At 64.1% G+C, this 26,410-nt stretch carries 27 protein-coding genes and 1 pseudogene; 8 read left to right on the top strand and 20 right to left on the bottom strand.

Annotation, left to right across the window (positions count from 1 at the left end):
• Window positions 1-7 precede the first annotated feature (7 nt).
• The 3 genes from HDG33_RS30020 to HDG33_RS30010 all read right to left on the bottom strand — a co-directional run bounded on the left by HDG33_RS30020 (window position 8) and on the right by HDG33_RS30010 (window position 1,306).
• Complete coding sequence (locus tag HDG33_RS30020) at window positions 8-316, bottom strand: type II toxin-antitoxin system RelE/ParE family toxin (RefSeq protein ID WP_184037896.1); 309 nt, start codon at window positions 314-316, stop codon at window positions 8-10.
• The gene (locus tag HDG33_RS30015; protein WP_090808191.1) at window positions 313-597 is read right to left on the bottom strand and encodes a YlcI/YnfO family protein; all 285 of its coding nucleotides are present in this window, start codon (window positions 595-597) and stop codon (window positions 313-315) included. The genes HDG33_RS30020 and HDG33_RS30015 overlap by 4 nt, the downstream gene beginning before the upstream one ends.
• Before the next feature lie 67 nt (window positions 598-664).
• A complete protein-coding gene (locus tag HDG33_RS30010; RefSeq protein WP_184037894.1) occupies window positions 665-1,306 on the bottom strand; it encodes an HD domain-containing protein in 642 nt (213 codons plus the stop codon).
• A 262-nt stretch (window positions 1,307-1,568) separates the two neighbouring features.
• Here HDG33_RS30010 and HDG33_RS30005 point away from each other — a divergent pair, with 262 nt between their 5' ends.
• Window positions 1,569-2,531 carry a GlxA family transcriptional regulator gene (locus HDG33_RS30005; protein ID WP_184037892.1) on the top strand — a complete coding sequence of 321 codons (963 nt, stop codon included), beginning with the start codon at window positions 1,569-1,571 and terminating at the stop codon, window positions 2,529-2,531.
• Between the two features lie 53 nt (window positions 2,532-2,584).
• Window positions 2,585-3,343 (top strand): SDR family oxidoreductase, encoded by a 759-nt coding sequence (locus tag HDG33_RS30000; RefSeq protein ID WP_184037889.1) that lies wholly within the window; start codon window positions 2,585-2,587, stop codon window positions 3,341-3,343.
• 544 nt (window positions 3,344-3,887) lie between these two features.
• Here the strand turns inward: HDG33_RS30000 and HDG33_RS29995 are convergent.
• Entirely contained in the window at window positions 3,888-4,163 is a 276-nt protein-coding gene (locus HDG33_RS29995; RefSeq protein WP_260330631.1) for a hypothetical protein, read from the bottom strand.
• Between the two features lie 352 nt (window positions 4,164-4,515).
• Between HDG33_RS29995 and HDG33_RS29990 the strand changes: the two genes are divergently transcribed.
• The 4 genes and pseudogenes from HDG33_RS29990 to HDG33_RS29980 all read left to right on the top strand — a co-directional run.
• Window positions 4,516-4,896 carry a BON domain-containing protein gene (locus tag HDG33_RS29990; protein ID WP_184037886.1) on the top strand — a complete coding sequence of 127 codons (381 nt, stop codon included), beginning with the start codon at window positions 4,516-4,518 and terminating at the stop codon, window positions 4,894-4,896.
• Between the two features lie 720 nt (window positions 4,897-5,616).
• Window positions 5,617-5,751 carry a hypothetical protein gene (locus HDG33_RS37695; protein ID WP_260330630.1) on the top strand — a complete coding sequence of 45 codons (135 nt, stop codon included), beginning with the start codon at window positions 5,617-5,619 and terminating at the stop codon, window positions 5,749-5,751.
• A gap of 46 nt (window positions 5,752-5,797) precedes the next feature.
• Entirely contained in the window at window positions 5,798-7,444 is a 1,647-nt protein-coding gene (locus HDG33_RS29985; protein WP_184037883.1) for an NRAMP family divalent metal transporter, read from the top strand.
• Between the two features lie 171 nt (window positions 7,445-7,615).
• Window positions 7,616-7,798: pseudogene (locus tag HDG33_RS29980) on the top strand (LuxR C-terminal-related transcriptional regulator); the annotation flags it as partial.
• 28 nt (window positions 7,799-7,826) lie between these two features.
• On the opposite strand, the gene HDG33_RS29975 reads toward HDG33_RS29980, so the two are convergent.
• The 6 genes from HDG33_RS29975 to HDG33_RS29950 are packed head-to-tail and all read right to left on the bottom strand — an operon-like array spanning window position 7,827 to window position 12,477.
• Window positions 7,827-8,570: an SDR family NAD(P)-dependent oxidoreductase gene (locus HDG33_RS29975; protein WP_184037880.1), complete on the bottom strand. Its 744-nt coding sequence runs from the start codon at window positions 8,568-8,570 to the stop codon at window positions 7,827-7,829.
• A 22-nt stretch (window positions 8,571-8,592) separates the two neighbouring features.
• A complete protein-coding gene (locus tag HDG33_RS29970; RefSeq protein ID WP_184037877.1) occupies window positions 8,593-9,747 on the bottom strand; it encodes an amidase in 1,155 nt (384 codons plus the stop codon).
• On the bottom strand, window positions 9,744-10,274 hold the full coding sequence (locus tag HDG33_RS29965; RefSeq protein ID WP_184037874.1) for a nuclear transport factor 2 family protein: 531 nt from the start codon (window positions 10,272-10,274) through the stop codon (window positions 9,744-9,746). Before HDG33_RS29965 ends, HDG33_RS29970 begins: the two co-directional genes overlap by 4 nt.
• Window positions 10,267-10,644, bottom strand: a complete 378-nt coding sequence (locus HDG33_RS29960) for a hypothetical protein (RefSeq protein ID WP_184037871.1) — start codon at window positions 10,642-10,644, stop codon at window positions 10,267-10,269. The genes HDG33_RS29965 and HDG33_RS29960 overlap by 8 nt, the downstream gene beginning before the upstream one ends.
• A 52-nt stretch (window positions 10,645-10,696) precedes the next feature.
• On the bottom strand, window positions 10,697-11,197 hold the full coding sequence (locus HDG33_RS29955) for an aromatic-ring-hydroxylating dioxygenase subunit beta (RefSeq protein ID WP_184037869.1): 501 nt from the start codon (window positions 11,195-11,197) through the stop codon (window positions 10,697-10,699).
• Entirely contained in the window at window positions 11,194-12,477 is a 1,284-nt protein-coding gene (locus tag HDG33_RS29950; RefSeq protein ID WP_184037866.1) for a Rieske 2Fe-2S domain-containing protein, read from the bottom strand. The genes HDG33_RS29955 and HDG33_RS29950 overlap by 4 nt, the downstream gene beginning before the upstream one ends.
• Window positions 12,478-12,652: 175 nt before the next feature.
• Between HDG33_RS29950 and HDG33_RS29945 the strand changes: the two genes are divergently transcribed.
• Entirely contained in the window at window positions 12,653-13,573 is a 921-nt protein-coding gene (locus HDG33_RS29945) for a LysR family transcriptional regulator (RefSeq protein WP_184037863.1), read from the top strand.
• A 15-nt stretch (window positions 13,574-13,588) separates the two neighbouring features.
• Here HDG33_RS29945 and HDG33_RS29940 read toward each other — a convergent pair whose 3' ends face one another.
• From HDG33_RS29940 to HDG33_RS29895, 10 genes are all read right to left on the bottom strand, one after another.
• The gene (locus HDG33_RS29940; protein WP_184037860.1) at window positions 13,589-14,557 is read right to left on the bottom strand and encodes a PDR/VanB family oxidoreductase; all 969 of its coding nucleotides are present in this window, start codon (window positions 14,555-14,557) and stop codon (window positions 13,589-13,591) included.
• A gap of 323 nt (window positions 14,558-14,880) precedes the next feature.
• A complete protein-coding gene (locus tag HDG33_RS29935; RefSeq protein WP_184037857.1) occupies window positions 14,881-15,657 on the bottom strand; it encodes an enoyl-CoA hydratase in 777 nt (258 codons plus the stop codon).
• The gene (locus HDG33_RS29930) at window positions 15,654-16,862 is read right to left on the bottom strand and encodes a CaiB/BaiF CoA-transferase family protein (protein WP_184037854.1); all 1,209 of its coding nucleotides are present in this window, start codon (window positions 16,860-16,862) and stop codon (window positions 15,654-15,656) included. The genes HDG33_RS29935 and HDG33_RS29930 overlap by 4 nt, the downstream gene beginning before the upstream one ends.
• Before the next feature lie 192 nt (window positions 16,863-17,054).
• Window positions 17,055-17,957 carry a LysR family transcriptional regulator gene (locus HDG33_RS29925; RefSeq protein WP_184037852.1) on the bottom strand — a complete coding sequence of 301 codons (903 nt, stop codon included), beginning with the start codon at window positions 17,955-17,957 and terminating at the stop codon, window positions 17,055-17,057.
• Between the two features lie 136 nt (window positions 17,958-18,093).
• Window positions 18,094-19,401, bottom strand: coding sequence for an MFS transporter (locus HDG33_RS29920; RefSeq protein ID WP_184037848.1), 1,308 nt, complete (start codon window positions 19,399-19,401; stop codon window positions 18,094-18,096).
• Window positions 19,402-19,572: 171 nt separating this feature from the next.
• Window positions 19,573-20,493 carry a LysR family transcriptional regulator gene (locus HDG33_RS29915; RefSeq protein ID WP_184037845.1) on the bottom strand — a complete coding sequence of 307 codons (921 nt, stop codon included), beginning with the start codon at window positions 20,491-20,493 and terminating at the stop codon, window positions 19,573-19,575.
• Between the two features lie 49 nt (window positions 20,494-20,542).
• A complete protein-coding gene (locus HDG33_RS29910; protein WP_184037842.1) occupies window positions 20,543-21,253 on the bottom strand; it encodes an EthD family reductase in 711 nt (236 codons plus the stop codon).
• Window positions 21,250-21,771, bottom strand: coding sequence for a 4-hydroxyphenylacetate 3-monooxygenase, reductase component (gene hpaC, locus HDG33_RS29905; protein ID WP_184037839.1), 522 nt, complete (start codon window positions 21,769-21,771; stop codon window positions 21,250-21,252). Before hpaC ends, HDG33_RS29910 begins: the two co-directional genes overlap by 4 nt.
• A gap of 20 nt (window positions 21,772-21,791) precedes the next feature.
• Window positions 21,792-23,009, bottom strand: coding sequence for an acyl-CoA dehydrogenase family protein (locus HDG33_RS29900; protein ID WP_184037836.1), 1,218 nt, complete (start codon window positions 23,007-23,009; stop codon window positions 21,792-21,794).
• 35 nt (window positions 23,010-23,044) lie between these two features.
• Window positions 23,045-24,400: an MFS transporter gene (locus HDG33_RS29895; RefSeq protein ID WP_184037833.1), complete on the bottom strand. Its 1,356-nt coding sequence runs from the start codon at window positions 24,398-24,400 to the stop codon at window positions 23,045-23,047.
• Between the two features lie 853 nt (window positions 24,401-25,253).
• Here HDG33_RS29895 and HDG33_RS29890 point away from each other — a divergent pair.
• Window positions 25,254-26,410 (top strand): NAD(P)/FAD-dependent oxidoreductase (locus HDG33_RS29890; protein ID WP_184037830.1); only part of this gene is annotated, 1,157 nt, incomplete at its 3' end.

Here is a 26,410-nt window from a genome sequence, read left to right as displayed (position 1 = left end):
AGTTCGGTCAGTGATAATCATCCTCTAGCTGATGGCGCACCGCCAGCACGGTCACGGTTTGGTTGTCGTCGATCTCGAACAGCGCGACGTAGCCCGCGCGACCGAATGGGATCAGCAGCTCGCGCAAAAACGGCGTATCGCGCTGAACCTTTCGGCAAGTGAACGGCGATGTGCGCGGCGTGGCGATACCATCGCGGATGGCTTGCAACGCGCGTTCGGCGAGCGGGAAATCCCTGTCGTCCCGCTCGATGATGAAATCGTACAGTCCCTGCAGGTCCGCCGCCGCTGCGCGTGTGAAACGAACCTGATACGTCATCGGTGCTTCTTCGCGCGGGCCTTCGTTTTTGCTTCGCGGAGCCGCGTTTCGAGACCGGCGAGCACGTCGTCGGCCGATACGTAGTCGCCGCTTTGCTTCGCTTCAGCACGCGACTCGAGCCCTCGCACGACGAATTCACGCACATTCAGGCGCCGCGCGATGTTGTCGCGGATCGCCTGCTCGACGAAACTGGACAGGCTTTCGCCGTCCTGCAGCACGTCCTCGGCCGCGGCCCGCAGCTCGGGCTTGACCCGAACCGACGGGAAAGTAGCGCTTTTCATCGTTCTCTCCATGCATCGCATTAGCGATGCATTATCGCGCTACCTCATTTCTGCCGCAAGCAGCCCTTCACGACTTCCACGCCGAACCCAGAATCATCGTGCAGAAATTCTCGCGATGATAATGCGGGTCTTTCAGCGCGAGCACGTCGGCCTTCACGTTGCCGAACGTCGTGTGCGGCTTGTGGATCGTGCCGTGCGCGAACGCATCGATGATACCTTCCTTGAAGTGCGCGCCGCGCGGATGCGCATGCGTGACTTCCTCGCGCTGCTGCTGGCTGAATTCGTCGTAGGCGAGGCCGAGCACATCCATTTCGACGCCCGCAGTGACGAGCGCGATCACCGGCTTCATATGCTGCGGAATGCCTGGTGTCGTGTGCAGCGCGATCGCGGTCCACACCTGCTCGATCTCGTCCTCGCCGATTCGACGCCGCCGCAGAAATTCACGCGCGGCATTCGCGCCGTCGACTTCGAAGCGCTCCTGCTCGCTGCTGTATGGCGCGACGAGGCCCATGTCGTGAAACATCGCGCCGATGTACAGCAGTTCGGGGTCGAACTTCAGCTGCTTGCGTTGCCCGGCCAGCGCGCCGAACAGAAACACGCGCCGCGAATGGTGATACAGCAACTCCGTTTCGGTGTCGCGCACGAGCTCTGTGGCTTCACGCGCCATCATGCTGTCGGGAATCTGGATACCTGCGATCGTCGTAGTCATGCGGCGTACTCCTTCATATGCGAACGTGAATGTGAAAGTAATCAACGGACGCGCGCCGCCGCTTCAGAGCGCGTTTTGGTATGCTGGTCCGCGCCGTGATGTCAATGCCTGTCGCCTGCCTGTGAGACCGCGCGTCCGACCGATCCAGTATTGGCCAGCACGGCGCCACGAACAATTGCCGCGAGCCGTTGAACACTGCCAAACGCACAGCGTTGACTGCCGCGGCGTGCCCTTCACGTTCCCCGTCAAAGGACGTCATCCGATGCCCACCGTCGCGATCGCGATCTTCCCAGGAGTGCAGGCACTCGACGTCGCCGGTCCCGTCGACGTGTTCTCCGAAGCGAACCGCTTCGTCGCGCCCACGCGGCACTACGAGGTCAAGCTGCTGGCCGCGGACCCGGCGCCGCTGCGCGCGTCGAACGGGATGACGCTGGTGGCGGACGCGATCTTCGAGCGGTCGCGCGAACCGTTCGATCTCGCGCTCGTCGCCGGCGGCCCCGCGCTACCGCACAACGAAGTGCCGGACACGCACCTGCTCGACTGGCTCGCCAACGTCGCGACACGTTGCGCCCGCTACGGCTCGATCTGCACCGGCGCTTTCGCGCTCGGTCACGCGGGCCTGCTCGATGGGCGCCACGTGACGACGCACTGGCAGCACGCCGCGCAACTCGCCGCGCAGTTTCCGCGCGCGCGGGTCGACTTCGATCGCATCTATCTGCGCGACGGGCCGCTGGTCACCTCTGCGGGCGTGACGGCCGGCATCGATCTGTCGCTCGCGCTGGTGGCCGAGGATCACGGTCCGCATAGCGCGCTCGCGGTCGCCAAGCGGCTCGTCGTGTTCGCGCAGCGGCAAGGCGGTCAGTCGCAATTCAGCCCCTATCTGACCGCGCCCGCCGACGACACCTCGCCCGCCGCGAAAGTGCAGGCGCACGTGATGGCGCGTATCCATGACAGCTTCACCGTCAAGCAGCTCGCCGACGTCGCGGGCATGAGCGCGCGTAACTTCGCGCGCGTGTTCGTGCAGGAAACCGGCGTGACGCCGCATGAATTCGTCGAACGCGCGCGCGTGGATGCCGCACGCAAGCTGCTCGAAAGCAGCGCCGCGGCGCTGAAGACGATCGCCTACGATTGCGGCTTCGGCACCGCCGACCGCATGCGCATCGTGTTTACGAAGCGGCTTGGCGTGACGCCGATGCGGTATCGCGAGCGCTTTCGCCCGGTGTGAATACGGCGTGAGAAAATCGTCGACTCTGCACGTCAACGATCACCAGGAACGACATGACCTCCTCTTCTCCGATTCGCGCGATCGTCACCGGCCATACGCGCGGCCTGGGCGCGGCGCTCGCCGAACAACTGCTCGCGCGCAACGTGACGGTGCTGGGTCTGTCGCGCTCGCGGCATGCCGCGCTGAAGGCGCGCTTTGCCGCGCGGCTCGAAGAGATCGAGCTGCCGCTGGCCGAGCCCGCACGCGTCGCGCAATGGATCGCCACCGACGCACTGAGCAACTTCGTGCGCGGCGCGCAGACGGTGCTGCTGATCAACAACGCGGGCATGATGCAGCCGATCGGGCCCATCGAAGGACAGGACGCCGCGAGCGTCGCGGACGCGGTGAGCCTGAACGTCGCGACGCCGCTGATGCTCGCGAGCGCGCTCGCCGCCACGGCCGTCGACGCGACCGACCGCCGCATCGTGCACATTTCGAGCGGCGCGGCGCGCAACGCGTATCCGGGCTGGAGCATCTACTGCGCGACCAAGGCCGCGCTCGATCATCACGCGCGCGCCGTCGCGCTCGACGCGAATCGCGCGCTGCGCATCTGCAGCCTCGCGCCGGGTGTGATCGATACGGACATGCAGGCGCAAATTCGCGGTAGCGGCGAAGAGCAGTTCCCGATGCGCCAGCGCTTCGACGACCTGAAGCGCAACGGCCAACTGTCGACGCCCGAGCAATGCGCGGCGCAGCTGATCGACTATGCGCTCAGCGATGCGTTCGGGCAGACGCCGGTCGCGGACATTCGCGAGATCGCGAAATCGGCCTGAACGGGCTATTGCTGCCGGGTATTTGCGCTCCCGAAAAGCCTCACCTCAAGCACGGAGCAGTGGCGGATCGGCGTCAGCTACCGTCGTCGTTTCTCCCGAAAAGCCTCACCTTTGAGGTGAAAAGAGGACTCGAGGAGGCATTTCAGCGAGCGCATTGCGGCGCTCACACACCGCTCCCGAAATCCCTCACCTTTGATCGAACGCAGCCGGATCGCTTCGCCGATGCCGGCCGCGTACGCGGCAGATCGCCTGGACATTCAACGACTTACGTTACACAGCCGGCGCACGGTCACCGCGACGGATGCCATGATTGGCGACTGCATGAAGCGCGTTTTGTACGTCAGCACGACGGGCCGTCGCCCGATACAGCATCGACGGCTCCCGAATATCCTCACCTATGGCTGACGGGCATAAATGCGCGCATTCCCGCGAACCTCTTGCCGCGCGGTTTGTGCCGTTCCTGGCTCGGCCGGTTAGTTGCAAAAGAACCGCCCGCGCGCGACTCCCGAAAGTCCTCACCTTTGACGCGATGCACGCGTCACATTCATTCGATCGGCACGTTCTTCAGCCCATGCACCGCGACGACGTTCTTCATCGCGTCGACGACCGCCGTTCTAACCTGCACGGGCAGATGGCCGCAAAATTCGTCGCCGTACTGATCGTCCAATTGCGCGAGTTCGGGGACGAGCGCCTGTGCGGCATCGCTTAACGCGATCAGATGATTGCGACGGTCTTCGTCGACCGTCTCGCGTTCGAGCAGCGCCTTTGTCTCTTGTGCGCGCCGCCTTCGCCGGCTTCCGGCCAGACGGTCTGACCGCATGACGCCTCTGACGGAAACGCTGCATCGACGTGGGCGAACCTGACGAAAAGGAAGCAAGGTTGGGAATGCGATATTAGTTTCTCAGGAAACCATTCGCAATTTGTAGCGCCGTCCAGGCGACTCCCGAATTTCCTCACCTTCAACTTTGAAGTGCGCGTACAGGTGCGCATATTCTCACCACGGCGGCTCCCGAATCTTCTCACCTATCACTATCGGCGCGTGCGCCGCAGAATATAATCGGAGCCGACGGTCGATGACTCATCGCGAGGCGGTAGTGCGTTGCGCCGCCTCTTCCCCGCTGGCAGCACGCGGCTCGAACGGCAGTTCCTGACAAACCGGCAAAGGAGGAAGAATGAAAACAAACGGCGCGAGCAGAATCCTCGGTGCAATGTTCGCGGTGGCCATCGCGACTTGCGCGACCTATGCAAACGCACAGACGCGCGAGATGCCGAACGATGCGTCGATGCAAAGCCAGCCGGTCCCAGCGGCTTCGAACCGGAACAACAACCGGTCCGACAGCGCAATCGTCCGCGACGTCCGCCGCGCTTTCACGCGCACCACGAACCTCAATTCGGCGAACATCCGTGTCGAAGCGCGTCACGGCATCGTTACGCTGACCGGCACCGTGCCGCGGCAATCGCAAATCGCGCGAGCCGGCAACGCCGCGCGATCGGTTCGCGGCGTCAGAAGCGTGCATAACCGGCTGACCGAGCGACGGCGCGCCAATCAGTGAGCACGGCGTGGTGGCATCGGCCGGACGGATCGGTGCCGCCTGTTCGGCCTCCCCCCTATATCGGCCTCGACCCGCATGTCATTCAAAGTGCCCACCGTCGCGCGCCGCACATTTTTTCTGCTCTGCTTAAGAAACAGGTTGACCTCGGCGGAAGGCGAACCCTAGAATTCAAAAATCGTCACCAATGGGGCTCATGCCTTGGACACCTGCAGTAGCCGACTTTCGAACAGATTCGCTGCCTGACCGGCAGGACGTCCGCGCTCTCTTCATCAGCCGCCGTCTTGCCAGTTGGCAGACGGTGCGCGCCGCAGTTTCTTCCCGTGCACCTAAAGTAACGTCGTATCCGCATGACAGGAACGCCGCGTTCACGCGCGTTCCCGCGCCGGTACGGCGTCGCATCGCGAGCGTTGCGCTTGCGGTCGCGTTTGCGCGCGCGTTGTCAGTCAACGCAAACAGTTCAACGCAATGCGCGCGAACGCGTGGATAAACACGTGCGTAGCGAACGTGCGTAGCGAACGCTTCAGACGCTCGAACGCAGTCCCCGCTACACACCGACAAGGAGCCGCCATGCCCGACAGTGACAGTTATCCCTTATGCCGCTTCCCCGTTCTATCAACTGAGGAAAGCGAGTAGACCTCCACCGCCGCGCCCGGACATACGCGGCCTCCGTGTCTGCTGGCTTTCCACCAGCGCGTCGACACCGGCGCACGGAGATCCCTCATGCAATTCGGCCTCCTTCTTTCGCAGTTCCCGCGTGTGCAGGAATCGCGTGCCCATTACGACGGCATGCTCGTGCTGCACGCACCGCATCCGTTCATCGCCTTCTGCCGTCGCGTGATGTCGCGCATGGCATAGCGTTTCGCGATCCAACCTTCGACAAATACAACCAGGAGAGAACGACATGTCTACTCCGACGAACATTTCCTCCGCGCGCAGCGCCGTGCTCGATTCGGCACACGTCGGCGATATCAAGGGCGCGCTCGGCACGATCGCTCACCATGACATCGCGCCACGCACGAGCTGGTGGGCGCGCCTGCGCACGCTGCTCGCGATCCTCGGCCCCGGTCTGATCGTGATGGTCGGCGACAACGACGCGGGCGCATTCGGCATCTACACGCAGGCCGGCCAGAACTACGGCACTACGTTGCTGTGGACCATGCTGTTGCTGGTGCCGGTGCTGTTCGTCAATCAGGAGATGGTGTTGCGGCTCGGTGCGGTCACGGGCGTGGGCCACGCGCGGCTTATTTTCGAGCGCTTCGGCAAGTTCTGGGGCGCGTTCAGCGTCGTCGATCTGTTCCTGCTGAACGCGCTAACCATCGTGACGGAATTCATCGGCATCACGTTCGTGCTCGACTTCTTCGGCGTCTCGAAGATCGCGGGCGTGTGCATCGCCGCGGCGCTGACGATGGCCGCCGTCAGCACCGGCGACTTCCGCCGCTTCGAGCGTTTCGCGGTCGCGCTGTGCGTGTTGAGCCTGCTGCTCGTGCCGGTGCTCGTGTCGATTCACCCGCCGGTCGGCCAGATCGCGCGCGACTTCTTCATTCCGAACTGGCCCGCGCACTCGAAGCTGTCCGACGTGATGTTGCTCGTAATCGGCATCGTCGGCACGACGGTTGCTCCGTGGCAGCTGTTCTTCCAGCAGAGCTATGTGGTCGACAAGCGCATCACGCCGCGCTTCATGAACTACGAAAAAGCCGACCTGTGGATCGGCATCGTGTTCGTACTGATCGGCGCGGTCGCGATGATCTCGTTCAGCGCGGCGTTGTTCGACGGACGGTCCGGGTTCGGCAACTTCACGGACGCGGGCGGTGTGATCGCTGGTCTCGAGAGATACGCGGGACGTACCTCGGCCGTGCTGTTCGCGATCGCGCTGTTCGACGCGTGCGTGATCGGCGCGGCGGCTGTGTCGCTATCGACCGCCTATGCGATCGGCGACGTGTTCAAGATCCGCCATTCGCTGCACCGTAGCGTGTCGGATGCGAAGGGTTTCTACGTCGTGTACTTCGCGATCGTCGCGGCCGCCGCGGCATTGGTGCTGATTCCAGGCAGCCCGCTCGGTCTGTTGACAGAAGCGGTGCAGACGCTCGCCGGCGTACTGCTGCCGAGCGCGACCGTGTTCCTGCTGCTGCTGTGCAACGATCGCGCGGTGCTCGGTCCGTGGGCCAATTCGAAGAAGCTCAATCTGTTTACCGGCGCGGTGATCTGGGTGCTCGTGATGCTGTCGATCATCCTGACCGCGTCGGTGATCTATCCGGACATCGCGGCGGAAACGATCATCGAAGTCCTGGCGGGCGGCACGTTGCTCGCGGTCGTCGGGTATGTGGCGAGCTTCGGGATGCGCAAGCTGCGCGGCGAGTCCGCGGCCGAGCCGGCTCCGGTCTATGCGAAGGACGCGCGCAACACGTGGCGCATGCCGCCGCTCGACGAACTGCCGCCGCCGCGTCTGACGCTCGCCAAACGCGTATGGATGGGCGTGCTGCGCGGCTATCTGCTGCTCGCGATCGCGCTCGTGATCGTCAAGGTCGTGCAGATGGCGTTGCTGAAGTAGTGCGAATGGTGAGGAGTTCCAGGAGGTCCGGGCAATGGTGAGGTTTTACGGGAGCCATGTCGGGAGCGACAACGTAAGCGCTGCCGGAGCCCGAGCCGGCCGGCAGCGCTTCAAATGACTCATTGCCCTTCCACGCGCGCGGCACCCGGTGAAAATTCCGGTCGAAGTAAAGTGCTGCACGGTTTGATCGAGGGGAAGCCGAGCAAGGTCATCGCGGCGGATCTGTCGATCAGTGTGAAAACCGTGGACGTGCATCGCGCGAGCATCAAGGAAAAGCTCGGCGCTTCGTCGATTCCGACCCTCGTGCGCGGCGTGCTCGAAGTATGGAGCCCGCCGGACGAGCGGCCGGAATGACGCGGCCGCCTCGGTCCTTGCAGACGCATCAGCGCATGTACAGGCCTCCGTTGACGTCCCAGCACGCGCCATTGGCGAAATAAGCGTCACCGGAAGCGAGCATCACCGCGACATCGGCAACATACGACGCGGCTCCGAGCTTGCCGACCGGTATCGCTTCGATCACTTTTGCCAGCTTGTCCGCCGCCACGCTCTCGTGAACGATCGGCAAATCGAGCGGCCCCGGCGAGATCGCGTTGACTGTCACACCGCGCGCGGCGAGATCGCGCGCGAAGACCTTGGTCAGCGTCAGTACGCCGCCCTTCGCGGCCGCATAGTGCGCGCCCGTTGCCGAGCCGCCATTCTGCCCCGCCAGCGACGCGATATTGACGACGCGGCCCACGCCGCGCCGCGCGAAGTACTGCCCGAATACCTGGCAGCCGAACAGCACGCTGCGCAGATTCACGTTGATGACCTGATCGAACTGCTCGGCGGTAATGTCCATCACGGGCACGACCTTCGAGGCGCCCGCATTGTTGACGAGCGCGTCCACGCCGCCCCAACGTTCGAGCAACGCGTCGCGCGCCGCTTCGAAGTCCGCCTTGCGCGTGACGTCGAGCCGGATTGCGCAGGCGCTCGAACCGTCGCTGCTGAGTTCATGCGCGAGCGCTTGCGCGGGTTCGATCGCGATATCGGCCAGCGCGACCCTGTAGCCTGCTTCGTGAAAACGACGCGCGACAACGGCGCCAAGTCCGCGCGCGGCGCCCGTCACGAGCGCGATTCTGTTCGACATGTTGCCGACTCCTTGATTGCGTTCAGGCGGATTGCGCGAGGCGCGCTTCGAGGCGCGCTTCGAGGTGCGCGGCGACCGCGCACACCGTTTCGTCGTCGTTCTTGCGACCGATGATTTGCAGGCCCGCCTTCAGCGTCGAGCGTTCGATCGGAACGGGCAGGCTCAGCGCCGGATGCCCGCTCAGGTTGAACGGCCGGATCAACGACGACATGCCGATCACCGACGTGCCGGCGCGTGCCGCTTCGAGCGTGATCGGCAATGAGGGCAGCGTTGGCAGCACGAGTACGTCGACCCGGTCGAGCGCGCGGTCCACTTCGTCGGTGAAGGTGCGGCGCACGCGTTCCGCCGCGTCGAGATCGGCGGCGCTCGTGGCCGCGGCCGCGCGCAGGCGCGCTTCGATATCGGCGCCGAGCTTGCCGCTTGCCACCAGATGGCCGAATGCGCGCGATGTCTCCGCGTTGATCACCGCGAGGCCGGCCGTGAATGCGTCCTCCAGCGACGCAAGTTCGATCGCTTGCGTGGCGAGTTCGGACTTTCCGACCGCGTCGGCGATTGCTTTGGCGATGTCGTCATCCGCGTCGACTGCGACCATGCCAATGCGCAACTGCGAAACGTCTCGACGCGCATCGTCAGCGCGAAACGAAGGATCGATCGCCGTCATCACGCGAATCAGCGTGTCCGTCTCGCGCGTAAACGGTCCAACGCAGTCGAGTGTCGTGACGCGCGACGCCACGCCGTGCCGCGACACGCGGCCGAACGTCGGCTTCAGGCCGATAACGCCGCAGCATGCGGCGGGACCGCGGACCGAGCCACCGGTGTCGGTACCGAGCGCGGCGTCCACGAACTTCTGCCCGACCGCCGACGCGGACCCGCTCGACGATCCGCCCGGAATGCGTGCCGCGTCCTGCGGATTGACCGGCGTGCCGGAAAAGTCGTTGATGCCGGTCATGCCGAACGCGAGTTCGTGCATGTTGGCCTTGCCAGTGACGCGCCAGCCGGCGTCGAGCAAACGCCGCACGACTTCGGCGTGCTCCGATGCAAGCGGTGCGTCGGCAAGCGCGCGGCTTGCCGCTGTCGTCGCGTAGCCGGCGACGTCGATGCTGTCCTTGATCGCGATCGTCGGCGCGTCGGCGTTGTCCGTCGCGCTCAGATCGAATGTCTGCAGAAATGCGCTCATGCCGAAACTCCCTGGGCCGGGTTGACTTGCCACGGTGCATCGAAAAGACGCTCGGTACGGAAATGGCGGATCAGCCATGTCGCGGCCGCATCGTGAGTGGCGGGCACGAAGTCGACTTCGAGGCGCGCCGCGATCAGTTCCGCTTTCGCATCGACATAACCCGAAGCCTGCAACATGATCCATCGACCCTTCGCCGTGTCGCCGTTCACCTCGATATGCTCCGCAGTCAGAAAGTGCACATTGGTCGCGAAGTGCGGCGTGGGCGGCAGATAACGCTGCAGCATCGCGACGATCTGCGCCGGCCCTTCGAGACGCCCGAACTTGTTCGCGTACTGCGGGCCGATGCCTTCCCAGATCGCGTCTTCGGCGAACAGCGCGGCGAGCGCCTCGCCTTCGAGCGCGCGCATGGGCACATCGCACAGCGCCATGTAGCGCGCGATCGTCTTACGCACCGCGTTCTGTGCTTCTAGCGCTTTGACGCGCGCGAGCAGCGCGTCGATAGCCGGATCGGTTATCGCGTCACGCATGGTTGGCGACCTCTGGCGGCACCGTCAGCGCACGGCCCACGCGCGCCTCGATCTTGCCGTAGCGCCACAGGTTGTAGTCGCCGACCGGCGTCGTCCGATACAGATTGCACACGGCCACCGCGGTATCGAAGTCGGCGACGTCGGCCATGATGTAGAACGTCCACGGCGCGCCATCGACGTTGCCGACCACGAGCCGATCGTCGTCCATCACGCCCAGCACGCGCACGTTTTCCATCGCTTCGATCGCGTTCAGCATCTTGCCGTACGCTTGCCACACTTCACCGATCTGTTCGCGCGGCAAGTCGAAGAAGTTCTGCGAGACGCCGCAGCAGAACAGCACACGCAAAGGCAGGTTTCGGTTGTCGCTCATGGGAACGTTCCTTGGTTCGGTTGATAGCCTTCGAGTGTCGGCATGATGACCGTCAGAGCAGGAAGCCGATCGCGCTCAGCGCATCGGTGGAATCGATCAGGCGGATCACTTTCTCGACGAGACGCGGCTCGCCGCTCGCCATGCTGATCTTGTGCGTCAGATCGGCCGCGAAGATCGTCGACGTGCCCCGCTTGTACGCGATGATGATCTGCGACGACTTCACTTCGACCACGTCCGCGCTATCGCTCGCGAGCGTGAAGCGCGACACCGTGCGCACCGTGCGCGCGGCATCCGACGCGGATGCCGAATAGCCCGACGTCATGCGCTGCACGCGCAGCTCGCGCATGTGCCGATCGTCGTACGCGTAGTTCAGCGTTGCCGCGTAATCGGTCGTGTTCGGATCGATCGGCACCACGTAGTGGCCCGCCGGGTCCCACAACTCGAGCCACTCGCGATAGTCGCGTCGATCGAGCAATTCGGCTTCGCGCCAGATGAACTCGATCGCGCGCGCAAAGGTCTGGTGGGAAAAGAGTGCGTTTCTGTCGTCCATCATGCCTGCTCCATCATTGCGCGCCATTGCTTGTAGGCTTCGCGCATGCCGGTTTCATCGGTTGCGTGGGCGGTTTTCTCGCCGTTCGCGGCGGTCGTTTCGCGATTCAGACCGCGATTGACGAGGATCGGTACGTCCGGTCCCGCATGCGAGCCGCGCTGCACGCGCTCCCACGCTTCGGCGTCGTCGGGACTGCCGAAGCCGAACGGGCCCTGGAAGTGCTCGTGAATGCGCAGGCGCACGCGGTTCGCTTCTTCAGGACCGCCGTCCATCGCGAGCGCGACGTGGCGAATCTCCGTTTCCTCGGCGGAAATCGGCCGCAGCACGCGGAAGAACGCCATCGACAGCGCGAGATTCGGGAACAGGTTCAGGTTGAAGCCGACGCCCATCAGCGAGCGCACGATGCGGCGCACTTCTTCCGGCGGGTGCTTTTGCGCGAGTTGCGCGGCGAGTTCGCTGAAGCGCTCGGGCAGCGGCGCGCCATCGTCGCGGTCCAGATCGACGATCTCGGGCATCAGCACCGCGAGGCTGTGACCATTGCCGAGCGAGCGGCAGAACGCCTGGTCGCTCGTCATGAAGCTGGTGATCGCGGCAGCGGTTTCGTCGTCGATGGACTTCATCCACGACTTGTGCACGACCGGGAAGTGGTACAGATCCGTCGTGTTTTCGAGCTGGATCTTCCAGTTGCCCTTGAACTTGAACTTGTGCTCGCCGTTGGCCTTGATCGGATAGCCCGCTCCCTGCTTCATGAACAGGTCGATCCACGGCTTCGCACCGCCGAGGAAGTCTTCGAGCGGTTCGATCGTTTCGTTGAAGCTCGCGAAAATGAGGCCCTGATAGACGCCCACGCGCAGCTTCTTGAGCGGCAGATCGCCCTTTTCGCATACGCCTTCGTAACCGTCGCCGTACGGCAGAGCGCGCAGCGTGCCGTCGAGCGCATAAGACCAGCTGTGATACGGGCAGGTGAAGCCCTTCGCATTGCCCTTGTGCTCTTCGCACACGGTCGCGCCGCGATGCCGGCAGCGGTTTTGCAGTACGTTGACCGCGCCGCTCTTGTCGCGCACGACGATCACCGGCTGCCGGCCGATCGTCGTCGTGATGAAATCGCCGGGCTTCGGCAGCTCGCTGTCATGCGCGACCCAGATCCACGTCTTGTAGAAAATGCGCTCGAGTTCGACTTCGAACAGCTCGGGATCGTAGTAGAGGGAAGGCGCGATGCGATCGGCCTCGGCGCGCCGGGCTAAAGCGCTGGTGTCGATGGTTTGATAGGTCGGCGTACTCATCGTATGCGGGGGACAGTTGCGTGGTTGGAATGAAGACGCACATCGACGCGACGAGTCGCGTGCCACACATCAGCGCATCCTCTCGTTGACATCAGTCTCGCTTTGCGACGATCATGCGTCAAATCGATTAAAAACAGGTTGCCGAATAAGTTCGGCTGATATCACAAGAGACCCCATGACCTCCATCGACCACGTCGATCTCAATCTGCTGAGGGTGTTTCAGGCGATCGTCGAGGAGCGCAGCCTGACGAAAGCGGGCGAACGCCTCGCGCTGTCGCAGCCCGCGGTCAGCTACTCGCTCGGCCGTCTGCGCACGATGTTCGACGATCCGCTCTTTATCCGCACGCGCGCGGGTATGCAGCCGACCCCCGTCGCGCTCGAGCTCGCGGAAATCGTCGGCCACGCGCTCGACACCGTGCGTCAGGCGCTGCGTTACGCGGAACGTTTCGATCCGGCGACGAGCACGCGCACGTTTCGTCTGTCGCTATCGGATGCGGGCGAAATGGCCTATCTGCCCGCGCTGTGCGCGGCGCTGCAGAAGTCCGCGCCGCGCGCGAAGCTGGTCGTCGAGCCGTTGCCGGTGGAGGAGATCGAGGAGGCGCTGCGCTCGAGCCGGTTGGACTTCGCGATCGGCAATCTGCCGTCGCTGTTGCCGCGCACGCGCCATAGCCTGCTGTTCGAGGAATCGTATGTGTGCATGACGCGCAAGCGCCGCGACCTGCCGAGCGGTGACACGCTGAAGCTCGAACGGTTTCTGGCCGCGTCGCACATCCAGGTGCGCTCGCTCGAACACAGTCACCATGCGCTCGACGACGCGCTGCGCGCGCAAGGCGTCGGCCGCAATATCGCGTTCGCGTTGCCGCACTTCGTCGCGGTGCCTGGCGTGCTGGCCGCGACGGATCTGTTCGCGACGCTGCCCGCACGGCTCGCGCATATCCTCAATCGCGGCGACGCGTTCCGGATCTATGCACTGCCCGTGCCGCTGCCGAAGGCCGCCGTGACGATGCACTGGCACGAGCACTTCCACGAAGACGAAGGCATCGCGTGGATGCGCGGCCTCATCACCGAGATCCTCGCGGGATTCGAGAAAATGTGATTGCGCGCAGGTGAATCAGAGGTCTAGCACGAGCACGGGGGTTCGCGAGCGCGACACGCAGCAGCAGATCACGCTATTGCTCGCGCGCTCGGCCTTGCTCAGGCAGTGATCGCGATGCTCGGGCTCGCCGCTGACCACATCGACCATGCAGGTACCGCACACGCCTTCGCCGCATGACGTGTCCACTTCGATACCGATCGACGCGAGCGCGTCGACGATCGACGTGTTCGCATCGACTCGCACCGTCTGACCGCTGCTCGCCAATTGCACGTCGAAGCTGTCGAGCGATGCTTCGGCCACGGGAGCCGGCTCCGCCTTGAAACGTTCGAGATGAATCGCCTCTGCGGGCAAGCGTTGCTGGGCGCTCGCTACGACAAAATCCATGAACGGCGAGGGACCGCACGTGTAGACATGCGCGTTCGCGCCTGCATCGAGCAGGCACGCATCGAGCGCGGGTTTCAGCTCCTCGGGCTGCACGCCGAAATGCAGCTTCGCGTGCCGTGCGAACGGCTCGCGCGTGAGCAGCGTCATGAAGGCCGCGTGCGCCTCGCTGCGGGCGAAATAGTGCAGCGTGAAGCGCGCGTGCCGCGCGGCGAGCCGATAAGCCATCGACAGCAACGGCGTAATGCCGATGCCCGCGCCGATCAGGATGTGCTCGTCCGCGCTTTCTTCGAGACGAAAAAGGTTGCGCGGCGCGCCGACCGACAGTTCGGTGCCGACGCTCACCTCTTCATGAAGCGAGCGCGAGCCGCCGCGCGATTGCTCCTCCTTCTTCACCGCGAAAATCTGCGACGCGATACACTCCGGGTCGCCGCACAACGAGTATTGCCGCGTGACGCCCGAAGGACTCGTGACGTCGATATGGGCGCCGGGTTCGTAGCGCTCGAACGGCAGCCCGTCGAGCCGCGAAATGCTGAACGAGCGGACCCCGTGCGCTTCTTCGCACAAGGCGTCGACCCGAACCTTCAGGGTTTGCGCTTGCATGATTGCCTTCCGATGTATTCCTGGGGGGGACGATATGCCAAGATTAGCGCCCCGCATCGAATAAGCAAAATAGATTAAAAAACCGCGCTTGCATCAATGCGATTTATTTTATGCTGAAGTGTCAAGCGCCCGACAGCGCGTCCTCCTTGCGTTGCGATTCGCTGCGCGGCTGCGTCGCGTCATTCGAAAACGGTATGTTCGGCTTCGTGAATAAGCTCAGCACGATGCCGAAGAGCATCACGCCGATCGACAGTGTGTCGTCCTCCAGATGCGGTTTATTTTTTGTGGTGAAGCCACGCGATCGCGAGTGCGATCCGGGACGCTCAGCCTTTCGGCGTTCCCGAGCCGAAGGCCGCGACGGCGTCGCGGAACCGCTGGCTGCCGTACACCTGCTCGACGAGATCCTCGTCTGCGAGGCTTTGATCGATCACGATGCGCCGCAAGCTCTCCTTGACCGCATGCTGCGTCACGGGCGATAGCGCAGCGAGCCGCGCGGCGAGCGCGCACGCCGCGTTGCCGACCTGTTCCTTCGCCGTGACGTCATACACATAGCCGCACGCGTGCGCTTCGGCGGCGCTGAGGAAATCGGAGAGCAGCAGCATCTTCTTCACGCGCGGCACGCCGAATGCCGCCACGAGCCTCGCGAGATTGCGTGACGACAGCGTGTTCGATAACGTCTTTGCGATCGGCGCGCCGAAGCGCGAGCCCTCCGCACAGATGCGGAAGTCACACGCGGTAGCGATGGCGAGTCCGCCACCCACGGCCCAACCGTCGATCGCGGCGACGGTGGGCACCGCAATGCGTTCGACCGCGTCGATCACCTGTTCGACGAGCGCTTCGTATTCGACGCCCTGCGAGCCTGCCGTAAAGTCGCGGAAGTAGTCGATGTCGGTGCCCGAGATAAAGGACTTGCCGCCCGCGCCGCGCAGAACGATGCAACCTACGGTTTCGTCCGCGCGGCATTGGTCGATCAATGCCAGCAAGGTCTCGTACATCGGAATCGACATCGCGTTGTGCCGCTCGGGGCGGTCGATCACGATCTGCGCGACCGACTCCGTCAGACGTTCGAGCCTGACTTTCTCACTCGTCGCTTCGCTCATTTCGCGGCCCCGTTGATCTCTGCGTAAAGCTCGTCGTTGTGCTCGCCCAGCCGCGGCGGATGGCGTCGCACGCGCTGCGGCGTACCGAGCATCTTGACCGGAAAGCCGATGTTCTTGACCTTGCCTTCAACCGGATGGTCGATCTCCATGCACATGCGGCGATACTGCGCATGTTCGCTGCTGAAGGCTTGCGGATACGACAGGATCGGTCCGGCGGGAATGCCCGCGGCCAGCATCGTCTCGATCCATGCCTCGCAGTCGCGCTGGCCGAACGACTTCTCGAGCGATTCGATCAGCGCTTCGCGGTTCTTCAGGCGCAGGGAAACGGTCTCGAACTCGGGATTCGTCAGCAGATCGGTCCGCTCCAGCAGTTCGCAAAGACGCGACCACAGCTTCTGGTTGGTTGCGCCCATCACGAAGTAACCGTCGCGCGCCTTCACGGCCTGATACGGCGCGCTCATCTTGTTGCTTGTGCCAAGCGGCGTCGGCTCGACACCCGTTCCCCAGTAATCCGACATGTCCCAGATCGAGAAGGCCATCGCCGAATCGAACAGAGACGCGTCGATGTGTTGCCCCTGCCCGGTCTTCTGCGCGCCGATATAAGCGGAAAGCACGCCGTACACGGCGAACAGCGCACAGCCGATGTCCGCCACCGGCACGCCGGCCTTCACGGGCTTGCCGCCTTTGTAGCCCGTCACGCTCATGACGCCGGACATGGCCTGCGCCATCAGGTCGAAGCCGGGGCGCTGCGACCACGGGCCGCTCTGACCGAAGCCCGAGATGCTCGCGTAGACGATCTTCGGGTTGATTTCACGGATCGTCCCGTAATCGATCCGCAGCCGCTGAACCACGCCGGGCCGATAGTTCTCGACGATCACGTCGGCGGTCCTGGCCAGCTTGTAGAAAAACTCGCGCCCTTCGTCGGTCTTCAGGTCCAGCGCGACCGAGCGCTTGTTGCGGTTCATGTTCAGAAAGCCCATGCTGTCCGGGCCTTTCATCTTGAAGCCCATGGCGCCGCGCGTCTGGTCGCCTTCGAGGGGTTCGACCTTGATGACGTCCGCGCCGAGATCGGCGAGCATCATGCAGGCGAACGGGCCGGCCATCACCTGGCTGACGTCGAGCACACGGATGCCCTGCAGCGGCAACGGCCGGTTGTCCGTATCCGCGTCGTCGCTGGATGGTGTTTGTGCGTGGCTTTGCGTCATGTCGTCTCCTGTTTTTCCTGCCGGACCGCTGTCGCGCGGCCGGCCGTTGCAGCACCGTGTTGGCGTGCGTCAACTGTCGCGCACGCGAGGGTGCCGCCGCAAGAATGCGACGGTCATACCTGGTTTCGCAAAAGACGAAGGGGGTGCTTTGCAGTCGAGGGTGTCGAGCGCAGGAACTGCTGCGCCCGCGCTTCAGCGGCCGGCCACGCGCCGTCCGGCCGTGAGCGCGGCTTCGACGTTGCGCAGCGTCTGCGCCTGCGCATGTCCTTCCACACAAGACAGTACGTAGCTACGTTGATGCCAGTCACCCGCGAGCTCGACGACGCCGAGGCCGTCCTCGGGATGGAAGCTGCGCAGCACGTCGGGCGGCATCAGACCCACGCCGAGCCCGTGGCGCACGACGGCGAGCATCGTGTCGAAACCATTGACCAGATAGTCGCAATCGAAGCGGCGGCCGCGGCTGTGAAACGCGCGCTGCACGGCGGCAAGGATTGCCGAGCCCTTGCCGAGGCTGACGAGCGGAAGCTCGAGCAAGGCGTCGAGCGTGATCGGCTGCGGATCAAGATGGAAATGTGCGCGGCTATAAACGAGCACCAGCCGGTCCTCGCGATAGCGCATTGGCGGCAGATCGAGAAAGCCGCTCTTCTTTTCGTAGATGCCGATGTCGATCATCTTGTCGCGCAACATCTGCTGCACGATGCGGCTGTTCTCTTCGACGATCTTCAGCGAGATGCCCGGATAGGCATTCCGGATCGCGGCGATATCCGCGGCGAGAAACTCGATGATCACGGCTTTCGGCGCGCCGATCACGATGCGTCCGTCAAACCCGCTCACGAGTGCCTGCGCCTCGCTCGCGAGCCGGTCCACCAGCGTGTCGACCTGCTGCAGATAGCCGAGCAGCTTGCCACCCGACTCGGTCATTTCCACGCCGTGCGGTACGCGCCTGAAGAGCTTCGTGCCGAGTTGCTCCTCGAGATCCGACACGCGCCGCGACGCCGCCGCCACCGCGAGCCCCAGCCGGTTGGCCGCCCGCGAGATGCTGCCCTCTTCGACCATCGCGACGACGAGACGAACGGTGGTGGTGTCGACTTTCATGCGCTGACATGAGGACCGGGTCTTGGGGGAGTGCCATGTTACCGCACTCCTTTACCTCAGACTGCGCGGGCCAAAGCGAAGCCTTCGCGCGATACACGTCACCGCGCGAAGGCTTGCACGCGAGGCAGGCGAAGCATTACGGCTGACGCGTTTCGTGCGTGAACTTCAGCGTGACGACGGTAACGAGACCGAGCAAGATCAGGAACACGGCAACCGGCCAGTAGGCCTGGTAGTGCGCGAGCAGCGCGGTCGCGATCAGCGGCGACAGGCCGCCCGCAAAGATCGACGCGACTTCGTGACCGAGCGCCACGCCGGAATAGCGGACTTCGGTGCTGAACAGTTCGCCGACGAGCGCGGGCAGCGTGCCGATCATCGCGCCGTGGCAGACGGCCGTGCCGAGCAAAAGCGCGAGCCAGATCAGCGGCGTGGACTGCGTGTTGAGCAGCCAGAAGAACGGAAACGCCATCACCGCGAGCGACACCGCGCCGATCATATACACCGGCTTGCGCCCGATGCGGTCCGACAGCTTGCCCCACGCGAGCATCGCGCCCATTTCGACCACCATCGCGAGCATCACGCCGGTCAGCATCACCGAATTCGAAATGCCGACGAACTTGCCGTACACGAGCGAGAACGCGAGAAAGATATAGGCGCCGCCGTTTTCCGCGACCCGCAGACCCATCGCCATCAGGATCTCTTTCGGGTGACGCTTGATCGCTTCGAGCACCGGCATATGCGCGGTCTTGCCGGCTTTCTCCGCGTTCTCGAAGTCGCGGCTCTCCGGCAGGTTGTGACGGATGTACACGCCGAGCGCGAAAATCACGATGCTCGCGAGGAACGGCAGACGCCATCCCCATGACATGAACTGATCGTGCGGCAGCGCTTGCGCCGCGAGGAACGCGCCCGCCGACAGCACGAAGCCGCCGCCCACGCCGAGTTGACTCCACGCCGCGAAATAGCCGCGTTTTTCGGGCGGAGCGTTCTCGCTGATCATCAGCACGCCGCCGCCCCATTCGCCACCTGATGCGATGCCTTGCAGCAAGCGCAAGCCCGCGAGCGCCGCGGGGGCGGCCAGACCGACGTGCTCGTAGGTCGGCAGCAGCCCGATGCCGAAGGTCGCAAAGCCCATGATCAGCAGCGTCCAGACGAGCGACGCGCGGCGTCCATAGCGGTCGCCGATATGCCCGAACACGATGCCGCCCAGCGGACGCGCGACGAAGCCGATCGCGAACGCGGCAAACGCCCCGATCGTGCCGATCAACGGGTCCGTGTGGGCGGGAAAGAACAGTTGCCCGAGCACGAGCGCAGCCGCGGTGCCGTACACGAAAAAGTCGTACCACTCCATCGCGTTGCCGGCCACCGACGCAATGATGATTTTCCTGAGTGCGCGATCCGACTCTGCCGTGGCGCGCCCGGCCGCGATCGGGGATTGAACGGAGGACATGTCTGCTCGCATCTGAAGTGGGGGGATGGCGGCCTTTCAGAAAAGGCTTCGCACGATACGCAGTGTCGAGGCGACAGATAGTGGCGTCAAATTAGCCGAAAAGCAGGGCGGGTATCAGTGCAGCTAATATGCCCGGCGTGCCCGGGCACCCGCGGGCAAGCTCACGGGCGCTCAGCGTGCCGGCTGATGAAACATCGTATGGATGGTCTCGCGCAGCCACGCGATGCCGGGGTCCGCCGCGAACTGCGAGTGGCAGTGCACCTGGATTTCGATCGGCGGCAGCGGAAACGGCAGCGGCAGAATCCGGAACGCCTTGCCGCGGTTGAAGCGCTTCGCGATGCTTTTCGGAAAGATCACGGCAAGATCGGTATTCATCACGATCTCGGGCGCGACGACGAAATGCGGCAGCCGCAGCACGACCTCGCGCTTCAGGTTCAGCTCGTCGAGCCATTGCTCGACCATCCGATGCCCGGTCGCATTGGTGCTCGCGTACACGTAGCGTAGCGCGCTCAGATCTTCGCGGCTCGGCCTCGTCTTGCGCAGTGGATGACCGGCGCGCACCACGCACACGTGCTCGTCGACGAACAGCGTCCGGCTCACGCAGCCCGCGTCGAGACCCGGCACATAGCCGAGCGCGAGATCGACTTCGCCGGCGCGCATCGCCGCGCTGACCGACTCGACCGGCACATTGGCAACCTCGATGCGGATGCCGCGCGCCTCGCGATCGAGCAGCGCGGCGAGTGGGGGCAAGAAGTAGAACTCCGACATGTCCGACATCGACACGCGAAACACCCGTCGCGCGGTCGACGGCTCGAACTTCGCCAGTTGCTGCACGGCTTCGTTGATGATCGCGAACGCTTGCGCGAGCGGCGGATAGAGGCGGTACGCGGCATCGGTGGGGACCATGCCGTTGGGCGTGCGCGAAAACAGCGGGTCTTCGAACAGAGTGCGCAGACGGCGCAGCGCATGACTGACCGCCGGTTGCGTGAGACCGAGCCGATCGCCGGCCGCCGTCAGACTGCGCAGGTCCCAGATCGCGAGGAACACGCGCAGAAGATTCAGATCGGCGATGCCGGGATTCAGCTTGTTCATGCGCAGCTCTCGCAAACTAAGGCACGTCGCTGGCCGCGCGACGCGCCGGTCAATATGCGGCGAGGTTACCGTAGATGCTGCGCATTGCAAAATGCGGCGTCGCCCCGCTGTACGGCGGCAGCGCCTGGAAGTCGCGGCGCATCGCATCGCGCACCGGCGACGCGAGCGCATCGGTGAGCGCGCTCGCATCGTCGAACACGACCTTGTTGCGTTGCATCGCGCTCGCGCGCGCAAACGGCAAACCGCTGCGGCTGTCGATGCGCGTGTAGATCTCCATTTCGCGCAGCGCCGGCAATTGCAGCATCAACGGCGGATGATGCGCCAGATAGTGCGTAAGCCACGCGTTGAAGTCTTGCGCGACGCCTTCGTATGCGACCAGATAGGTGCAGCGTTGCGCGTTGTCTTCGACCGACGCAGCCTGCGGTGGCGCGAAGATGCGCACGGCCATCACCTGCTGCGAGAAGCTTTGCGGGCTGAATTCGGCGCGCATGGCCGAATGCAACGCGTGCGCGATCGCGCCGTCAGGTTCGAGCGCGGCTTCGAGCGGCTCGAGTTCGTCGAAGTACCACTGCAGCACGCACGACGGCGCATCGGCCGCCGGCGCGATACGCGCATCGACCTGTCCCGCGATCGGCTCGTGCACGATCAGCTTGCGCAACCCCGCGATTTGCGTGGCGGCCCGCAGCAGCGCGGGCGGGTCCGTGAGCGATTGCGGCGCGTCGCTCGTGCCGATCAGAAAGAGACAGACCTGCATCGTCATGCCACCTCGCAAGCCACGACACCGGCACGCGCAAGCCGGTGGAACTGCCTGCCGAAGTAGACGAGGCCATCGCCGTCATCGCGCGTGGCGATCCGCTCGATCCGCACGAACATCACCGAGTGCGAGCCCACCGTCTTGCTGTCGACGATCTGTCCTTCGAGGCTCGCGAGCGCCTCGCCAAGCACCGGAGCGCCGAGCGCTCCCGGCTGCCACGCGCATTGATCGAAACGCGCGTCCATCGAGCAACCCGTCATGCCCGCGAACACGCGCGCCAGGTCCTGGCAGTGCGCGCCAAGGATGTTGATGCATACGTTCGCATTTTCCCGCAGCACGTCATGCACATAGCTCGATTGATTGATGCACACCAGCATGGTCGGTGGCGTATCGGTCACCGAACAGACCGCGCTCGCGGTGATGCCGCAGCGCCCGCGCGGACCATCGGTCGTGATGATGTTGACGGCCGCGCCGAGGCAAGCCATCGCGTTGCGGAAGTGCGTGCGCGTTTCGTCGTGCGTCATGACAGTCGCTCCTACGTCGCTCAGGGATAGGGCGTGACCGGCGGTATGCCGACGAACAGCGCGCCCGACGCGTCGTAGGTGCCTTCGCCGAGAAACGCGTGCTGCGTGACGACGATCGAATCGCGCACCATCCGCTGCATGCGGCTCTCGCGATAGATCGCGCCGATGCCAGCCATCTTGTACGCCTGCATGACCACCTCGGCGCACGTATGCGCGGCATGCGTCGCGGAGAGCCGCAGCAGATTGGCTTCGCTGGGCGACACGGGGTCGCCCGCCATGACCGTGCGCCACGAAGTTTGCGCCGACTCGAAGAAGAACGCGCGCGCGCTGCGCAGATTCGCTTCCGCCTGCGCGAGACCCGAGCGATAGTACGCGCGGTCGGCAAGACGCGGCGCGCCGGTCGTCGTTCTGGTTACGCCGGACATACCGGCCAGCAGGTCGAGCGCCGCGCGCGCGAGCCCGAGGTTCACCGCCGCATGCACCTGTGCCTGATATGCGACGGCGGGGTAGCGGTAGAGCGGCTCGTCGATCAGCGGCGCACCGCCGCGCACGAAGGTCCATTGCTCGTCGACGAACTTGTTTTTCAGGCGCAGATCGTGGCTCCCGGTGCCTTGCATGCCGACCACGTTCCAGTTGTCGACGATCTCGACTTCGCTCGCCGGAAACACGGCCGTGAACGGCTTGCCCGCGTTCGCGTCGCCGACCTTGCCCGGCGCGCCACCGATGCCGACGCCGATCCAGTCCGCGCCCTTGCAGCCGCTCGCGAAACGCCATTGACCCGACACGACGTAGCCGCCGGGCGCACGCTCGGCCGGTTGCAGGGGATACAGGCCGCCCGCGAAAACCTGGTCCGGACCGGACGCGTAGATGCGGGCCTGAATCTCGACCGGCAGCGACGCAAGATACGTGTTCGCGGAGCCAAAGGCCGCGACCCATGCGGTCGAACCATCGGCGATCGCGATGCGTTCGAGCATCGCCAGAAACTGTGGCGGCGGCAGCGCGTCGCCGCCGAAGCGTTTCGGCGTGCTCGCGCGGAAGATGCCCGCGCGCTTCATCTTCAGGATCATGTCGCGCGGGACGTGTGAAACCGCATCGAACTCGTCGCGGCGATGCTCGACTTCGGTGATCAGGTCATCGAGCGACAGCGGACCCGGGTATTCAGGGTAGTCATCCTGCGTGTCGATGATGGGTGCGTCGGCGGTGCAAGCGCGGGCGCTGGCGGTATGAACGGCGTGCATGCGCGTTACCTCTTGATTCGGTGATGTGAACGATGTCATTCGGTTTCCTGATGCGCTTCGATGCGCATCGCTTTCGGATAGGTCTCCCGGGCGAGCAGCGTCGCGATCACGGTGATCAGGCCGAGCACGCCGAGATACAGAGCGACCGGCGTCGCGCTGCGATAGTGCGCGAGCAGCGCCGTGGCGATCATCGGCGACAGGCCGCCGCCGAGCACCGAGGAGATTTCGCGCCCGATGCCAAGCCCCGAGAAGCGCAGATGTACCGGCAACAGTTCGCTGATGAACGCGGGCTGCGCGCCTTCGAGGATGCCGAGCGTGAGGCTGTTCGCCAGCACGAGGGCCGTGATCACTTTCCAGTATTCGCCGGAGCCGAGCAGCGCAAAATACGGCCATGCGACGAGCACCATCGCGATCGCGCCGGCGAGATACACGGGCTTGCGTCCGACCTTGTCGGTCAGGTTGCCGAAGAACAGCGAGAACGGAATCATCAGCAGCATCGAAAGAGTCAGGCCGCCGAGCATCCAGCTCGATTTGATGCCGAGGAACTGGCCATACGCGATCGAGAACGCGAAGAAGATGTACGACGCACCGCCTTCGCCGAAGCGCAAACCGAAGATCGTCAGCACTTCGCGAGGACATTGCCGCAACACTTCGATCACCGGCATGCGGGTATCGCAACGCGTTGCCTTCGCTCGAGCGAACGCGGCGCTCTCGCCAACCGAGCGGCGCATCCACAAGCCCAGTGCGACGAGTGCGGCGCTGCAGAGAAACGGAATGCGCCAGCCCCAGCTCAGGAAATCGGCAGACGACAGGTTCTGCACCAGCAGGAACGCACCGGTCGACAGCACGAAGCCGAGCGCCGCGCCGCACGGACTCCATGCGGCGAGCGCGCCGCGCTTCGATTGCGGCGCGTTCTCATGGATCAGCAGGATGCTGCCGCTCCATTCGCCGCCCGCGGCGAGCCCCTGCACGATGCGCAGACACACGAGCAGCGCCGGCGCGGCGAGGCCGATCTGCTGGTAGGTGGGCAGCACGCCCATCAACATAGTCGCCGTGCCCATCGCGAACAGCGTCAGCATCGTCACGAGCTTGCGCCCGTAGCGGTCACCGAGATGTCCGCACAGCACACCGCCGATCGGCCGCGCGATGAAGCCGACCGTGAAGCCGCCGAACGCGGCGACGGTGCCGGTGAGCGGATCGCTGCCAACGGGGAAGAACAGCTTGCCGAATACCAGTGCCGCGGCCGTTCCATACAGGAAGAAGTCATACCATTCGAGGATTTGACCCAGCACGGCGGTCGTGACCGCGCGTCGTACGCCGCTCGTCGCGGCGGCGGATCGGCGTGATGCGAGCGGGGCGCTCAGATCGGAATTCACGGCGTCAGAGTTCATGGCTCAGGGAGAACGAAGATTGAGGTTCCCGCATGACGATGGCTCTACGCAGCGGGGCAAATCACATCCGGACGACATGGCTGCACGATATGAGCGGCGATGAACGCGGTCAAATTCGGGCCAAAAATGATCGATATGAATGGCGTGCATGGGCGACGCCCGGATCGAGCGACGCGCGAATGGTGAGGAGTTCCAGGAGGTGGCGTTACGGTGAGGGTTTACGGGAGAGGTGGTTGCGTCGGAACGGCGATGGGGATGAGGTGCGTCGAAGTGCGCAGCGCGTGCTTCGCTGGCTTCAGCGTTGCGGTGAACGATTGCGTTTCGGACCAGCGAGCGCGGAGCGCGTCGGTGTCCAGTGCGCGAAGAGCACGCTGGAATGCAGGGCTAAAAGTTGAAGCGAGCTGTTGAGGTGATGTCTTCCAGGATGGTGAGGATTTCCAGGAGTCGAGAGAACGACGCTTTGTGCGCCATGGTGAGGAGTTCCAGGAGGTCGGCCCCGCATTCGAGACCTCGCGCTCGCGGCAATTGCTCAATCCGGGTAGAACGGGAGCCTTTGGCTCCCGAAAAACCTCACCTTGGGGGCAATCGCCCACGTTGCTTACGACTCCTCTCGCTGGCAGTGTCGATTCCTTCCCCGTCGCCGGGGTGAACCGTCAGCGCAACTCGACTTCCAGGCATCAAAGAAAAACGCCGAGGTTGCGGGCTTTGGGCTATGGCCGGCGGCACGCCCGTGGCCGGCCTTCGACTTTCAACGTTGTGATCTTATGATACCTGAACCATACAGTTCATTTAACTTGACGCGGACGACTTCTATAACTATACTGTTCAGCATTGAAAAAGGGGACTGGGAATCATGCAAGAGAGATATTTGACAACGCGCCAGATCACCCGGATCGTCATCGTCGGCGGCGGCATCGCTGGACTTCTGCTCGCGACCAGGCTGGGCAACACGCTTGGCCGCAGCGGCCGCGCTCAGGTCACGTTGATCGACAAAAGTGCAACCCATATCTGGAAGCCCATGCTGCACACCATCGCGGCAGGCACTCGCGATGTCCAGCAACAGCAGGTCATCTATCTCGCCCACGCCCGCGACCACGGCTTCAACTATCAGCCGGGCGAAATGGAAGGCCTGGACCGCAATGCGCGTATCGTCAAGCTGGCTGCGCTGCGTTCGCCATCGGGGGAGGTCGTGATCGGGCCGCGCACGGTCGAATACGATGTGCTGATTCTTGCGTTAGGCAGTCGCGCCAACGACTTCGGCACACCAGGCGTACTTGATCATTGCCATTTCATTGACAGCCGGGCACAGGCTGAAGTCTTCAACGAAGCATTGCGAATCCGTATATTCCAGAGCGTTGTGACGAATAGCCCGTTGCGCGTGTCTATCGTCGGGGCCGGAGCGACCGGCGTCGAACTGGCAGCGGAATTGAGCCGCTTACTCGAAGTGGCGGCGAGTTACGGCGACCCCGGCATCCGCTCACGTCTGAACCTCACCCTTTACGAAAGCGCACCGCGCGTACTGGCGGCATTTCCGCCGGCGGTGTCGGAGTCCAGCGAGGCACAGTTACGGCATATCGGTTTCACGGTACGAACGGGCACGCGAGTGACCGCCGCCGAATCCGATGGATTCCGGTTAGGCGACGGCAGCAAGCAACCGGCGGATCTGATGGTATGGGCGGCGGGCGTCAAGGCCTCTGATTTTCTAGGCAAACTGGATGGGATCGAGAGCAATCGTTCCAATCAGATCATCGTCAGGCCAACCCTGCAGGCGCAGGGCGACGACGCACTATTCGCCCTCGGCGACTGCTCGACGTTGACGCTCGCCGGCAATGAACGTCCTCTCGCACCCACGGCGCAAGTCGCCACGCAACAGGCACAACACCTCGCAAAGCACTTGCCGGACTGGCTCGGCGGGGGTTCATTGCCCGACTTTGCATTTCACGACTTCGGCGCGCTCGTGTCGCTGAGCGACTACAACGCTTTTGGGACGCTCGGGCAGTTCGGATTCTT

It is taken from the genome of Paraburkholderia sp. Cpub6, from assembly GCF_014201065.1.
Lineage (GTDB): Bacteria > Pseudomonadota > Gammaproteobacteria > Burkholderiales > Burkholderiaceae > Paraburkholderia > Paraburkholderia tuberum.
This window is presented reverse-complemented; position numbering and strand designations above follow the sequence as displayed.

Bases quoted from the DNA above. Each gene is read 5' to 3' on its own strand.
- HDG33_RS29940 (WP_184037860.1), bottom strand. From the start codon at position 14,557: ATGCAAGCGCAAACCCTGAAGGTTCGGGTCGACGCCTTGTGCGAAGAA.
- HDG33_RS29930 (WP_184037854.1), bottom strand. From the start codon at position 16,862: ATGACGCAAAGCCACGCACAAACACCATCCAGCGACGACGCGGATACG.
- HDG33_RS37695 (WP_260330630.1), top strand. From the start codon at position 5,617: ATGCAATTCGGCCTCCTTCTTTCGCAGTTCCCGCGTGTGCAGGAATCG.
- HDG33_RS29925 (WP_184037852.1), bottom strand. From the start codon at position 17,957: ATGAAAGTCGACACCACCACCGTTCGTCTCGTCGTCGCGATGGTCGAA.
- HDG33_RS30020 (WP_184037896.1), bottom strand. From the start codon at position 316: ATGACGTATCAGGTTCGTTTCACACGCGCAGCGGCGGCGGACCTGCAG.
- HDG33_RS29965 (WP_184037874.1), bottom strand. From the start codon at position 10,274: ATGCGTGACGCGATAACCGATCCGGCTATCGACGCGCTGCTCGCGCGC.
- HDG33_RS29990 (WP_184037886.1), top strand. From the start codon at position 4,516: ATGAAAACAAACGGCGCGAGCAGAATCCTCGGTGCAATGTTCGCGGTG.
- HDG33_RS30000 (WP_184037889.1), top strand. From the start codon at position 2,585: ATGACCTCCTCTTCTCCGATTCGCGCGATCGTCACCGGCCATACGCGC.
- HDG33_RS29910 (WP_184037842.1), bottom strand. From the start codon at position 21,253: ATGACGATGCAGGTCTGTCTCTTTCTGATCGGCACGAGCGACGCGCCG.
- HDG33_RS29920 (WP_184037848.1), bottom strand. From the start codon at position 19,401: ATGTCCTCCGTTCAATCCCCGATCGCGGCCGGGCGCGCCACGGCAGAG.
- HDG33_RS29955 (WP_184037869.1), bottom strand. From the start codon at position 11,197: ATGATGGACGACAGAAACGCACTCTTTTCCCACCAGACCTTTGCGCGC.
- HDG33_RS29975 (WP_184037880.1), bottom strand. From the start codon at position 8,570: ATGTCGAACAGAATCGCGCTCGTGACGGGCGCCGCGCGCGGACTTGGC.
- HDG33_RS29970 (WP_184037877.1), bottom strand. From the start codon at position 9,747: ATGAGCGCATTTCTGCAGACATTCGATCTGAGCGCGACGGACAACGCC.
- HDG33_RS29915 (WP_184037845.1), bottom strand. From the start codon at position 20,493: ATGAACAAGCTGAATCCCGGCATCGCCGATCTGAATCTTCTGCGCGTG.
- HDG33_RS29945 (WP_184037863.1), top strand. From the start codon at position 12,653: ATGACCTCCATCGACCACGTCGATCTCAATCTGCTGAGGGTGTTTCAG.
- HDG33_RS29985 (WP_184037883.1), top strand. From the start codon at position 5,798: ATGTCTACTCCGACGAACATTTCCTCCGCGCGCAGCGCCGTGCTCGAT.
- HDG33_RS29960 (WP_184037871.1), bottom strand. From the start codon at position 10,644: ATGAGCGACAACCGAAACCTGCCTTTGCGTGTGCTGTTCTGCTGCGGC.
- HDG33_RS29950 (WP_184037866.1), bottom strand. From the start codon at position 12,477: ATGAGTACGCCGACCTATCAAACCATCGACACCAGCGCTTTAGCCCGG.
- hpaC (WP_184037839.1), bottom strand. From the start codon at position 21,771: ATGACGCACGACGAAACGCGCACGCACTTCCGCAACGCGATGGCTTGC.
- HDG33_RS30010 (WP_184037894.1), bottom strand. From the start codon at position 1,306: ATGACTACGACGATCGCAGGTATCCAGATTCCCGACAGCATGATGGCG.
- HDG33_RS29935 (WP_184037857.1), bottom strand. From the start codon at position 15,657: ATGAGCGAAGCGACGAGTGAGAAAGTCAGGCTCGAACGTCTGACGGAG.
- HDG33_RS30015 (WP_090808191.1), bottom strand. From the start codon at position 597: ATGAAAAGCGCTACTTTCCCGTCGGTTCGGGTCAAGCCCGAGCTGCGG.
- HDG33_RS30005 (WP_184037892.1), top strand. From the start codon at position 1,569: ATGCCCACCGTCGCGATCGCGATCTTCCCAGGAGTGCAGGCACTCGAC.
- HDG33_RS29895 (WP_184037833.1), bottom strand. From the start codon at position 24,400: ATGAACTCTGACGCCGTGAATTCCGATCTGAGCGCCCCGCTCGCATCA.
- HDG33_RS29995 (WP_260330631.1), bottom strand. From the start codon at position 4,163: ATGCGGTCAGACCGTCTGGCCGGAAGCCGGCGAAGGCGGCGCGCACAA.
- HDG33_RS29900 (WP_184037836.1), bottom strand. From the start codon at position 23,009: ATGCACGCCGTTCATACCGCCAGCGCCCGCGCTTGCACCGCCGACGCA.